Here is a 12341-nt window from a genome sequence, read left to right as displayed (position 1 = left end):
CGTTCAGCGATACTGGATTAAGCAGACGTGAAATTGCTAGTTACGTCTAGAAAGTAGACCCATGACTTTTCTGGCAAACTTTGTCCGGTAATACTCTAACCCTTTGACGACCAACTCGCAGTGAGTTAGACATACTGATTAACTTTATTTAAAAACCAAGAGACAATGGTCTATGAGAGATTTCCTGAAATCGGGATTACGTGGCTGGTTCAGGGGTTATGGTGGATGGCCAACCTATAATTACAGACCCCTTTACCTACAAGCGTTCGACTTTTTTGTAAAAAATCTTGGTATGATAATACCTGCAATTATCGCCCTAATAATTTCTCTAATAGTAGGGTTCGTAGTGGGTGCCATTGGAGCTGCCCTAGCTTTAACTGGTCTTTCCATAGGGATAGTAGACGCAATAGGCTTTGTAATAGGATTTATCTCGGGGATAATCATCTCCTTCCTCATATTGATTGAGGCCTATGAGGCCGGAAGCGTCGTCAATGGAAACTTACCAGACATAGGACTAGCCTGGCAGAGTACACAGAACACGTGGGAAAAGTTCCTGCCAACTGCGTTATTAACTGGGTTGATCTTTGGGGTTCTGTCAGCGTTAAGGATTCCTGGAGCATTCCTTATAGAAGGTCTATTCCTAGTGTTAGTTTACGTGGTGAGCTCGGGAATAGTGTCAGGTATAAGGCCCAGCCTTGAGCAATCCCTCAATTGGTATTCCTCGGCTTTCTCGAAAGACGGAGTCTCCTCTCTTATTCTACTCCTTGGAGCGATCCTCTCACTAGTCCCCATTCTTAATCTATTCGTAATACCCTACACAGAGCTGTTGGCAACGTTAATGGTAAGGAAATACTGACTAGGCCTTGCACAATCAAGTGGGGATTAGTTTACCCTTTTCTTCAAGATACTTTAAGAACCTTGCGTTGGATCTAATCTCTTCCTCGTCAAATTTCATGTCTCCTACAACCTCTTTGAATGCTGAGCAGTCATATGTGGTACCAGAGTATCTTAGCAGGTTTCTAATATCCTTGGGTAGAACAGCCTTGGCTAGCCATGTGGGAATGGGTAGCCTTATACCTTTACCCACCTCTTCACTCATGAGTTCAAAGAACCTAGAAACTGCTACGCTTCCGCACTCACTGGCGTAAAGGTAAACACTCTTAGGAGAAACCCTTCCAAGCGTGTGAACCGCTTTGGCAAGAGTCCAGGCATTTACAGTGGCCATCCTTAAACCCAGCTCAGGAACAACTCTAGCCTTGACCAGCTTATACATGGTAACGAATTGAACGTGAGCTGCATATCTTCCGTACACCAGGGTGGGCCTTAATATGGCGAGATTGCCGTCTTTCTCTAGTGCTAACCTCATGATCTCTTTCTCACCTTCACACTTGGACTCCTCAAAGGGCGTTGACGCCTTAGAATCCTTGCAGTGCTCTGCCTCCTCCTTCACGTTTACCCCAGTCTCTCCTGTGGAGGTCGCCCCGCTCAAGTGGATGAATGTTTTATTCTGATCAAAGGCATCCCTCGCTAACCTGCTGGGAATCTCCACGTTGGCCAATCTCAGTTTATCCTCTCCACCCGAAATTTCTCCTATGAAGTTGGCGACGATGTCATGTTGAGAAATCAACTTTGTCATCTCCTCTGAGAGTGGATCAACATTTACCACCTTGACCTTCCCCTTGAGCAGAGAGATGTACTCTTCCTTTACGGGATTCAAGGACTTGTACGTCACCGTAACGTCCTCGCCCACTTCACTCAGATGCAACGCTACGTGGGTCGAGATGAAACCTAAGCCCGCTAAAAGATACTTCATGAGGAATCAAGGGATCTAAAATTTAAAATGATTTAGTAGGTGTTAGATAATCTTTGGACTAGGCAGTTACCCAAATTTTAACAATATACTCTAAAGTTATCTCAGTTCATAAAAGGATATACTTTTATACAGTTGTCTTAACTGAAAAACAAGATGGGATATCCATATTATGGCCAACCTTACGGTCCAGCTCCAGGTTACCCTGGGGGCCCCTATGGCCCCTACGGTCCAAATCAGGGATCCAACTTCACTGCGATCATGGCGTGTGAGCAGTCTACTGGTCTTGGCGGAAAACAGCAGATAATTCCGACCCAGTACCCGATCAATCTTCAATACGTGGTACAGGAGGTAGTAATGTTTCTCATGGGGCAGGGCTTTCAAACTTTTCCGATGATAGGTTATAACTTAGCTATAATTCAGGCACAACATAAGTCCCTGCTTGGATACCTGACCGATAGTAACAAGGCCTACACGATCAGGTTGTGTCAAGGGCAGGGAATGGTGATAGTCGAGACTGGGATGGCTAACTTAATGCAGGACCTAATAACTGCAGGCGCAACAGCTTTCATAGCTGACGACGTGTTGCATAGCGGTCTTTTAACCGTGGCTGGTGGTGGACTAGATGCGTATGAAATGTATAAACAGTACTCTCAGGAGGAACAGCTATTTAACATGATAACCATGTTGGTCATGCAGGCTCCGCCGGCCTATCAAGGTCAACCAGGATCGCCTTATTCTCCCCAGGGACAGCCTCCAATGAGTAGACCGCCACAACCTCCCACACAACCCACTTCGAGTACAGGTCAAATAGCTCAGCCTCCCTCTAGTATCAACCAAACACCTCAACCCCAAACGTCACAGAAGTGCTGGAGTTGTGGAGAACCTGTCCCTTCCTCGGCTAAGTACTGTCCCAACTGTGGAGCTTCTCTTCAACAGGTAAAGTGTCCCCAATGCGGATCCCCAAACCCTCCCAGCGCCAAGTTCTGTTCCTCGTGCGGAACCAAGCTCAAGTAAGGTAAGAGAAGATTATTAACGTCATGTCCAATTCTTGTTATGCAAAGCCTAAAGGACATGGGACTTGAAACTTCGATGGAAACCAGGGAGGATTTCGTCAATTTCAAGGTTAACCCAAGCGTTGTGGTATATCCAAGAAATGAGGAGGAGGTCGTGAAGGTTGTTCGTTACGCCTACGAGAATCGAATACCAATTGTTCCATGGGGAGCAGGGACTAGTCTAACTGGCGCAGTGTCTTGTGAAGGATGTATTCTCCTGGACATGAAGCACATGTCCAATATCCTGGAGATAAATGACGTAGACTGGTACGTGAGGACTCAGCCAGGGGTAAACCTCGAATTTCTCAACAAGAAGTTAATGGAGAAGGGATTCTTTCTCCCGCCCGATCCTGCCTCATTCTTCCTATGTTCCGTGGGAGGAGCGGTTGCCAATTCCTCGGGAGGGATGAGGGGAGTAAAGTATGGTACTTTCAGAGACTGGGTCCTGTCGCTGAGGGTAGTTCTACCCACTGGAGAGGTAGTACAGGTAGGTGAACCATTTAGGAAGAATAGGGCAGGTTACGATCTTGTTCACCTCTTCACAGGGAGTGAGGGGACCCTTGGTGTGATAACAGAGATCTGGTTCAGGATCATTCCCCTTCCCAAGGAAAAGATGATCCCCATCGTGTCTTTCATGCCCGACCTCGATTCAACTGCGGGTGTGATTCAGGAAATGAGAAAGTCTGGGATCCTCCCAGAGATAGCTGAATACATTGACAGTGAGGTTATCATGGCACTAAACACCCAGCTAAATGCTGGGTTGAGGGAGTCCAAGGGAGGCCTATTGATGCTTAGGGTGGAGGAGCACGACCTTGAGAAGATGAAGGAGATTCTAGGAAAGTGGCACGGGGACGTATCAATCCTTAACGACGAGGAATGGGAGAGACTGTACTCCTTGAGGGCACAATCCGCCATCGCACTCAAGGCTATGGCAAAGGAGATGTACGTGGAGGATATAGTGGTTCCAGTCTCTAGGCTGATGGAGGCTGTTAAGAGACTCAAGGAGCTGGAGAGAAAGTATCAGGTAAAGATGCCAGTGATAGCCCACATAGGCGACGGTAATTTGCATCCCAATATACTCCTAAAGGACAAGGAAATTGCGGATGAGCTCTTTGACGAAGTCGGAATGATAGCCGTGGAGCTAGGTGGATCAGTTTCGGGCGAGCATGGGATTGGGGTCCAGAAGGCAAAGTTGATGGGTATTCAGGTTAAGAGGCACGGGGGAATGAAGGTACTTGAGATAATGAAAGGAATTAAGGATCTTGTGGATCCACGGGGGATAATGAATCCTGGGAAATACGTAGAACTCGCCTATAACACAATGAAGCAGGAGCGAAATGAATAGGGACGAACTATTCCTAATTCTATCCACTTCCTCCCTTGGGGTTCTATGGGGTGCCAACTCCCTCGCTACCTCACTTTACCTGAGGAGTCTAGGTTACGATCCGCTGTTCATAGGTACTATCCTAGGTGTCGGGATAATCACAGGGTCTGGAGTGTCTGTCCTGGTATCAATATTGGCTGACGCGTATGGGAGAAAGAGGTTTATCTTGATGAACAGGGTTCTCTCTATTCTAGGAATTTTTGCATTTGGGATTCTGAGGATCCCCTTTGGTTACCTCATCGTAAATCAGTTCGGAGGAAGCCTAACCACTTCCTTTCTTGCCGACAAGAGTAAGAACTTGGAGAGGTCCCTCAGTCTTCAGACTTCAATATCTCAGATATTCGTGGTTTTGGGAAATATCTTGGGAGGATTACTCCAGTTCAGGGTCCTATATGCTCTTGAGATAGTTACGTTGTTGATATCCTTGGTTCTAGTATTATCAGTAAGGGAAAACTACGAGAAAAGGGAAATGTCGTTCGGACTAAAATCTGCAGGAGTGGTTGGTAAATTTGCCGTGGACTCGCTCATAGGTTTAGGTGCGGGTGCCCTCCTGCCCCTGATATCACTCTGGTTCTCCCTTGCTTTCAAGGTGTCAAGGCTTCTATTAACGCCCGTGTTTATAGCCTCTCAGGTGTCGCTGTCCCTTGGAACCTTAATCGCTCCTAGGCTTGGAGAGAAATTTGGAAAGGTGAAGGCTATAGTTTATACTCACGTAATCGCCATTATTCTCCTCTTTCTCATTCCCTTTTCACCTACCTTCCTCATAGCCTCAGCACTCTACGTCATGAGGAATGTGTCCATGAACATGACCTCGCCCCTGTTTTCAAGTCTAGTTCTACAACTGGTTCCTAGGGAGGAGAGGGGAAGAGCACAGACCTTGATTCAGCTTATGGACTCTATACCTCGCTCGGTGGGACCAACCCTTGGAGGATATTTTCTTTCCTTAGGGGTTTTGTGGGTACCCTTCGTGTTCACAGGTACTCTCTACAGCGTTTCTACAGGTCTGTTCTACTTCATGTTTAGGGAATCTAACCTACCACCCAGAGTTAATCCCTCTAATTCTCCTGACAAGGTAAACAATGGCTGAGATAAGCAACAAGAAGAGAGCAACAGGTATAAGGGCCAAATTTGTCAAAACGAAGGAGCCGGACTCTACCTCAAACAAGAAGGGAATGACCAAAAACATAAGCTGATGGAGCGATAGAAGCCTCATGGAAAGGAGAAGAAGAGATACGAGTACCTTAGAGGTCGCTCTGTTCATTTTGAGTAGTAATGACACAAGCTAGTTGCTAAAAGGATGTAATTAAACCTTGTCATAATTCTCTCTCCTTACATTGGGTAGTTCTCGTTGATGGAAAATCTCCAGATGATGAGGTATGACTTTTTTAAGTTAGGCCTTGTACTAAACCCGTGAGGGCCCTAGTCTTCGAGAAGAGAGGAATAGACTTCCTAGAGGTAAGAGATTTCCCTTCCTCACCTGTCAGAGATGACGAGGTAAGGCTGAGGGTGAAACTAGCATCGATAAATCCCGTTGATCTCATGGCCATAGAGTCTCTCCCCGTCTCCCCTCTACCCCACATACCAGGCTCCGAGTTCTACGGAGTTGTTGAGGAGGTTGGGGAAAAGGTGACTCACGTCTCCGTGGGAGACAGGGTCGCAGTTTACACGAGGCTATTTGACGGTACCTGTTCCTCCTGTATGAGGGGAGACCAGACTTACTGTGTTAACGGTAAAAGAGTTGGTGTGGAAAGTCAAGGAGGTTACGCTGAGGAGATAGTGATACCAGGAAGGAACGTTATGAAGTCGGATCTGTCCGAGGAGGTACTCTCGAGCCTTCCAATAGCCATTCTCACACCCTATCATGCCCTTAGAACTGTGGGAGTTGGGGTGGATGACACTGTCGTGGTTTTGGGCGCTTCAGGAAATACGGGGATTTTCGCGGTTCAGCTGGCAAAGAGGATGGGAGCGAGGGTTATTGCAGTGACGTCAAGGGAGTGGGTTAAAGAGTACGCGGACGAAGTAGTGGATTATCCAAGCGCCGAGGAGGAGGTGAAGAGGCTCACTGACGGTAGAATGGCCTCAGTGGTGGTGAACTCCCTGGGAGAGAAGTACTGGGACTTGGGGCTAAAACTTGTGGGAAATCATGGAAAGATAATCACATATGGAGGACTCACCGGCGGGAAGGTGTCCCTTGACGTAAACAAGCTTTACGCCAAGCACGTGTCCATAGTGGGCACGAACAGGGGAAACATGGGAGAGTTCCTGGAGTTGCTGAAAGTGGCGAGGGACCTCAAGGTTAAGGTACACAGGTATTACACTCTTGATGAAGCGAGGGAAGCCTTCAAGGAGTTTAAGCAGGGAAACAGGGACGGGAGGATCTTCATAAGGATTTAGCTGGTGGGGAGTCCTGAGTCTGGATCAATCGTCCATGACTCCTACTTCGCCTTAGTCTACTATGATCCACCTAAAAGAGACCCTTCTTACTGCACAACGCCACCGAGTCTTCGTACATCTTCCTAGCTTTCTTGACTTCCTCACTATAATCCACTATGGGGGAGGGATAGCCTGAAACCTTGAACCTGTAAATCTCGTGAATCTTCTCGGCTGGAAGATCCTTCAGTTCTGGTACCCACGTCTTTATGTACACCGCATCTGGGTCAAACTTTCTCTGTTGCAACCAAGGATTGAATACCCTAAACATGTAATCCGCACCAGTTGAGGCGACCCACTGCCAATTTCCGTTATTTACTGATGAGTCGTAGTCCACCAGTTTTGTAGCGAAGTATCTCTCCCCTATCCTCCAATCCACATGCAATACCTTCACGAGAAATGAGGCCGTTATCATCCTGGTTCTGTTATGCATGAATCCAGTCTCGTTAAGTTCCCTCATCCCCGCGTCAACTATGGGATAACCCGTCTTACCCTGCTTCCATGCCTCAAGATGAGCCTCGTTCCACTTCCAGGGTATACAGTCGTACTCCCTCTTGTACGAATGACCGAACACGTGGGGATTATAGTAGGCCAGAAGTGTGTAGAAGTCCCTCCAGTACAGTTGCCTCCTTATCTCCTCGTTGACCGCCCAGTACACCTCCCTCGGTGAGACAACCCCAAACTTGATATATGGCGAGAGCCTCGTAGTACCTTCAACTCCTGGAAAGTTACGCATGGAGTAGTCCAGGTTTCTGGCCCTTTCCAGCCTCTTGAGCCCCTCCTGTCTCCCGCCTGAAATACCCCTCTCAACCTCTAGCTTCAGAACCTCAGTTCCGGGGAGATCGAGAGTGAGGTAATTCCTCATGTCGTTCTTCATGGGTTTCCTCACCTCGAGCTTCCTCGTATCGTTGTAGAAGTGCGTGAAAACTGTGTAGGGTTTTCCCTTTCTTACGAAGAAGTCCTTTGGGGTCAGGAGAAGGTCCTCGCACGACTTAACCCTTCCATGCATGGCCTCCCTTATTGCGTTATCCCTTCTTAGGCTGAAGGGAGTATAATCTTCGTTGAAGTATATTGCCTCAACCTTGAGCTCTGGTAACACCTTCTCAGGATATCCCTGCAGAATGTGGAGCCTTGAACTACGATGCTTCAACTGCATGTCAAGATCCAGGAGGGAATCAACCATGAAGCCTAAGGCAAAGGCGGACTTGTATGGATTATCGCCCAGTTGCCTGGGATCCAACACGAATACTGGAACCACTTCATCACATTCCTGAAGCGCTCTCAGAAGGCAAGTGTTGTCATCTAGCCTAAGGTCTCTCCTGAACACAAAGGCACAGGGCATACGACTAGATCTAGAGTTTGTTTAAAAGCTAGCGTTAGCGTATCTAACTCATTGTGGTCGATCAATGGGTAAAAGTTGCGCAACGTTAAGGTTCGCCCAGAGGAAAAGTTCCTGCAGAGAGCTTTTAGACAGTTCAGTTGTCGCCTAGATATGGGGAGCCCGGAAGTCTTTATTTCTGGACATGTTAAGCGTGCTCCGCTAGACACGGCCGAAACAGGAAATATTTACTGGCAATCCCACTTTTTAACATGAATCTATCTTACCTTAACTACACGCCCGTTCAAGACTTCGATGTTAAGGATGGGCGAGTCGCATACGTGATCCTGAAGGACTCTCCTAAGGTTGAAATTCTCGGAGTGGGAGAGGTGCAGATAGAGGAGCCAGAGACCGTTCACTGGGTGGGATCTAGGCTGGCTGTGGTCGCCGATCAAGGTGGGGCAGAGGTTAGGTCCATTTACCTGGTGGATGAAGCTCCACATCCCTTACTTTCCGACGGATTTGACAACATGGAACCTGTCTTCCTCAAGGAGGACAAATTCTACTTCCTTTCCAACAGGGATAGGGAAACGATTCACCTCTACCTATATGACGGAGGACAGATCACGAAGGTAAGCAAGGGTAACCTTCCAGTATCTGACGTTTGTGTCTCCCCTGGGGGAAGATGGGTAGCCTACTCCTCAGGAATCTACGATAATGACCTTTACCTTCTTGATAGCAAGACAGGGGAAGAGGTAGTCGTGTCATATCCTAACTCAGAGCAGTATCCAAGTTCGTCTCAATGCTTCACAGGGGATTCGCTTCTCTTTCTTAGCAATCACAACGGCTTCCTTGATGTCGGGAAACTCTCGTTAAGGGATCACACAGTTTCTTGGTTAGTCACGAGCAAGGAGGACAAGTTCGAGGCTCTGATGTGGAGGGACAGGTTGGTGTACACTGTGGACGTGCGAGGTCATATTCTGCTCATGGTGGACGGAAAGCCCCTAACTAACCAGGGGGTAGTAACTGACGTGAAGGTCGATAGAGACCTCTTCTTCCTTCACTCGTCATACGACAGGGCATACGATCTTTACAGGCATTCCACCGTGACTGAAAGGTTAACGGACTCGATGAGGGAGGTTAAGGGAGAATTCGTGAAACCCACTCTCGTCAAGCACGTCTCCCTAGGAGAGGAGATTGATGGGCTCCTCTACCAAAGGGGCGGGGAGAAACGTGGAGTAGTCTACATCCACGGAGGTCCAGATTACGAGTGCCTAAGTAACTACTCAGCTGAGATTCAGATGTTGGTGGACCAGGGATTCAAGGTCATATGCCCAAACTATAGGGGCTCGACCGGTAGGGGAAGGAGGTTCAATCACCTCAATGACAGGGACCTTGGTGGAGGCGACCTAGTGGATGTGGTGGAGTCAGCTAGCCTCTTGAAGGTTTCCAAGGTTGCGGTGACAGGGGCGAGTTATGGAGGATACCTAACCATGATGGCAGTAACCAAGTACCCTGAGAAATGGTGCGCCGCAGCTGCTGTGGTTCCATTCGTTAACTGGTTCACGGAAAAGAAGATGGAAAGAGAGGTACTCAGGCAGTACGACGAGGTAAAGATAGGTAATGACGAGGAACTACTCAGGGATAGGTCCCCCGTGTATTTCCTGGACAGGGTTAGGGCACCACTCCTCCTTCTAGCTGGGGAAAACGATCCCAGATGTCCTGCTGAGGAGACGCTACAGGTAGTGGAGAAGATGAAGGAGATGGGAAGAACCGTGGAGTACAAGATCTACGAGAACGAGGGTCATGGATTCGTTAAGAGGGAAAACCTGGTGGATTCCATAATAAGGGTAGTGGAATTTCTAGATAAAAATTGTAAATAGAAAAAGAAGTTCACTTTAAGGGTTTACCTTCTCCTGACCACTGCCACAACAACAGCAACTATTACTATAACCACTATCACTCCGGCAACAATTGCTATAGTTGTCGTAGAGGATGTCGTGGTAGTAGGAGGTGGAGTCGTTGTAGGCGGAGGCGTAACCACATGCGGTGCGCTAACATTGAGTGAACCATACCTGAATAGCTCCCTCGCTCCGTTATCCCATGTTACCTTGCTCACGATCTCGTAAATTCCTGGTTTAAGCCCGGTCGTGTTTATTGTCCCCACGTAGTTTCCGGGTGAGACCATTTTCATCTGGACTGGGGCAGTCGCGTTACCGTAGCTCTCACCGGACACGTTGAGGTACTTGAGCCACACGTAGGCCGTTCCATTGACAGGGTTAGCCACAAGGGAGGAGGTCGAGTTGTCCCAGGTGTAGTACTCGAAGTTCGCCGTGAAGTTTACGGGGGTTCCAGCGGTCACGTTCTGCAGGAAGATGAGCGGATTGATCCTGAAGTAGTATGGGTTATAGGTCACTGTCACTGTCTTTGCCTCGCTGTTGAAGGACGAGAACATGTAGGGCCCTGAGGATATCTCTGGGGCTAGCGTCGAGTGGTATAGCGTTACTACGTTAACTGGACCTATGGCGTGAGCTGGCATTATTGGGTACTCAGTGAGGACTAGATACTCGTTAACGTATGAGGAAGAGTTGAGGTAGAAGACTATCTGGTAGGGGTTAGTGACATTGGTCCACACTAGTGACGGAATTGTGCCAAAGAGGTCAGTGTTAATGAAGCCCTCGCTTGCCAGGTAGGTGTAGTTCAGTGTCACCCCGTCAAAGGTGTTAGTTCCCATCATTCCAGGAAGATCGTAATACCATACCGTAAAGTTAACGTCGTAGGCTGTGAGTGGAACTCCGTCTATCCAAGTGTCGTTATGGACTAGGTTGACCGTAATTACCTGACCGTTTACTATCTTTTCACCATTGGGAAGAGTTAAGTTAACTGGTTTCTGGACCGTCCAGGACGAGGCGACCCATGGAAGTACCTGAGTTGGGTTATTAAATGGCGAGATGCCCAGAGAGTCATACATGTCATCTAGGGTATTAAAGGCGTAAAGCGACACACTAGCGTATATGTTTATGTGCCTAGGTAGGTCGCTAGATATGGATGAGAAGATGAAGGTTCCATTGAGCGCCTGATTCGTGGGGTGAACGTCCATTATGTTTATTGCGTAAGTGGGAGTTCCGCTGGATAGGTAGATGTAGTCGGCCCATCCTGGCAAGTACACTGCCTGGATGCCGTTACTCCAGGTGTAGATCACGTAGGGAAGCTGCTGCTGAAGGAGGTATTCAGCTTGCTTGGTGTAATTTATCTCCTGTGACAGGGTGGGGGCATTTAGCGCGTTTTGTAGGACCTGATCCACGGTAGAGTTCGAGAATCCGCCAACGTTACCTGGTGACGTGTAAATCCCGTTCATCCAGGAGTTGGGGAACGGACCTAGGCTAATCCATCCGAAGGTGGTCAGATTGAAGTCGTTGAAGGGTGGAGTGGTGGCCTGCGTAATTAGTGTACCGAAGGTCTCTGACACGGGAGTTATTGACAGGTTAATTGCAGCCGCAGAATCGGCTAGCAGAGAAGCAAATCTCTTGAGAATGTTTGGTGGGAAGGTGTAGTAGAAGGTTAATCTAAGGGGTTGATTGTTATAATACCATTGCCCATTCTTATGGGTTATCCCGGGCACCATCCCGAGGTACATCACAGCCCTAGTGAGGTTATAGGACTCATACTGTTGATAATAGGACTCGACCTGTGGGTTGAACCACTGTTTATACACTGCTAGAGTCGGGTTAACGAAGTAGGGGACATCAACGCCGAATATCCCATTATCCAAGACGTACGACGTTACGTTCTCTGGGTTTATGAGGGAGCTTATGGCATACCTGAAGTAAATGTTTGATGTCAGGTTATTTCCGAAGGCGAAGACGACCTGTCCAAAGCTTTCCTGAGGAGCAATGGCCAAAAATGCAGTCTGATTATAGGGTGCTGTCTTCAACTCGTTAATCTCTGAGACGTGGGTAAGCGTGATGAAGTCGACCTTACCGTCCAGGAGAGCATTAAACTCGTCGGTGTGTGTTGTATAGGCGTAAGTGTATTCTATTGTTCCGACCCATGGTTCGTTATAGATGGCCTGCGAGGGTGTAAGTATAGGCGTATTGAAGTTCGCTATGGCGAAGCTTGAAACCTCCATTGGTATGGCCATAATCATTGAAAATACTAGGATTAGGCTTGCAAGAATAAACAATCGGCTCATACTCATATCACTCATTTAAAGTGAACATGCTCAATCAATTTAAACTTTTTCATAGTGGTCGAATAGCTTAGTGAAGTTCTTTTAATAGAATTAAAAGATTCTGTTGCTGTTCTAAGGATATCTACGTAGATTATTATTTTAAATGAATTATC

9 protein-coding genes are annotated in these 12341 nt (G+C 47.7%); 6 read left to right on the top strand and 3 right to left on the bottom strand.

The genetic code is table 11. The features are described 5' to 3' along the window. Positions 1–172 precede the first annotated feature (172 nt). Positions 173–856: a hypothetical protein gene (locus ACI49J_RS09540; protein WP_240254348.1), complete on the top strand. Its 684-nt coding sequence runs from the start codon at positions 173–175 to the stop codon at positions 854–856. A 15-nt stretch (positions 857–871) separates the two neighbouring features. Here the strand turns inward: ACI49J_RS09540 and ACI49J_RS09535 are convergent, their stop codons facing one another. Further along, the gene (locus tag ACI49J_RS09535) at positions 872–1813 is read right to left on the bottom strand and encodes an NAD(P)-dependent oxidoreductase (protein WP_240254349.1); all 942 of its coding nucleotides are present in this window, start codon (positions 1811–1813) and stop codon (positions 872–874) included. 153 nt (positions 1814–1966) lie between these two features. On the opposite strand from ACI49J_RS09535, the gene ACI49J_RS09530 reads away from it, so the two are divergent. From ACI49J_RS09530 to ACI49J_RS09515, 4 genes are all read left to right on the top strand, one after another. Next, positions 1967–2827 carry a zinc ribbon domain-containing protein gene (locus tag ACI49J_RS09530; RefSeq protein ID WP_240254351.1) on the top strand — a complete coding sequence of 287 codons (861 nt, stop codon included), beginning with the start codon at positions 1967–1969 and terminating at the stop codon, positions 2825–2827. 39 nt (positions 2828–2866) lie between these two features. Then, positions 2867–4210 (top strand): FAD-binding oxidoreductase, encoded by a 1344-nt coding sequence (locus ACI49J_RS09525; protein WP_240254353.1) that lies wholly within the window; start codon positions 2867–2869, stop codon positions 4208–4210. Then, positions 4203–5336, top strand: a complete 1134-nt coding sequence (locus ACI49J_RS09520; protein WP_240254354.1) for an MFS transporter — start codon at positions 4203–4205, stop codon at positions 5334–5336. The genes ACI49J_RS09525 and ACI49J_RS09520 overlap by 8 nt, the downstream gene beginning before the upstream one ends. Positions 5337–5659: 323 nt before the next feature. Next, complete coding sequence (locus ACI49J_RS09515; RefSeq protein ID WP_240254355.1) at positions 5660–6643, top strand: alcohol dehydrogenase catalytic domain-containing protein; 984 nt, start codon at positions 5660–5662, stop codon at positions 6641–6643. Positions 6644–6713: 70 nt separating this feature from the next. Here the strand turns inward: ACI49J_RS09515 and ACI49J_RS09510 are convergent, their stop codons facing one another. Further along, positions 6714–8021, bottom strand: coding sequence for a deoxyribodipyrimidine photo-lyase (locus ACI49J_RS09510; protein ID WP_240254356.1), 1308 nt, complete (start codon positions 8019–8021; stop codon positions 6714–6716). Between the two features lie 248 nt (positions 8022–8269). Here ACI49J_RS09510 and ACI49J_RS09505 point away from each other — a divergent pair, with 248 nt between their 5' ends. After that, the gene (locus ACI49J_RS09505) at positions 8270–9880 is read left to right on the top strand and encodes a S9 family peptidase (protein ID WP_240254357.1); all 1611 of its coding nucleotides are present in this window, start codon (positions 8270–8272) and stop codon (positions 9878–9880) included. A gap of 23 nt (positions 9881–9903) precedes the next feature. Here ACI49J_RS09505 and ACI49J_RS09500 read toward each other — a convergent pair whose 3' ends face one another. After that, a complete protein-coding gene (locus tag ACI49J_RS09500; protein WP_240254358.1) occupies positions 9904–12189 on the bottom strand; it encodes an ABC transporter substrate-binding protein in 2286 nt (761 codons plus the stop codon). Between the last annotated feature and the right edge of the window lie 152 nt (positions 12190–12341).

The sequence above is a fragment of the Metallosphaera sp. D4-4 genome (assembly GCF_046245145.1).
Classification (GTDB): Archaea; Thermoproteota; Thermoprotei_A; order Sulfolobales; family Sulfolobaceae; genus Metallosphaera; species Metallosphaera sedula.
The sequence above is the reverse complement of the archived record's forward strand: the minus strand, read 5'-3'. Positions and strand labels throughout refer to the sequence as shown.

Excerpts from the sequence above, each read along its gene's own strand:
- ACI49J_RS09540 (WP_240254348.1), top strand. The coding sequence starts at position 173 with ATGAGAGATTTCCTGAAATCGGGATTACGTGGCTGGTTCAGGGGTTAT.
- ACI49J_RS09535 (WP_240254349.1), bottom strand. The coding sequence starts at position 1,813 with ATGAAGTATCTTTTAGCGGGCTTAGGTTTCATCTCGACCCACGTAGCG.
- ACI49J_RS09530 (WP_240254351.1), top strand. The coding sequence starts at position 1,967 with ATGGGATATCCATATTATGGCCAACCTTACGGTCCAGCTCCAGGTTAC.
- ACI49J_RS09525 (WP_240254353.1), top strand. The coding sequence starts at position 2,867 with ATGCAAAGCCTAAAGGACATGGGACTTGAAACTTCGATGGAAACCAGG.
- ACI49J_RS09520 (WP_240254354.1), top strand. The coding sequence starts at position 4,203 with ATGAATAGGGACGAACTATTCCTAATTCTATCCACTTCCTCCCTTGGG.
- ACI49J_RS09510 (WP_240254356.1), bottom strand. The coding sequence starts at position 8,021 with ATGCCCTGTGCCTTTGTGTTCAGGAGAGACCTTAGGCTAGATGACAAC.
- ACI49J_RS09505 (WP_240254357.1), top strand. The coding sequence starts at position 8,270 with ATGAATCTATCTTACCTTAACTACACGCCCGTTCAAGACTTCGATGTT.
- ACI49J_RS09500 (WP_240254358.1), bottom strand. The coding sequence starts at position 12,189 with ATGAGCCGATTGTTTATTCTTGCAAGCCTAATCCTAGTATTTTCAATG.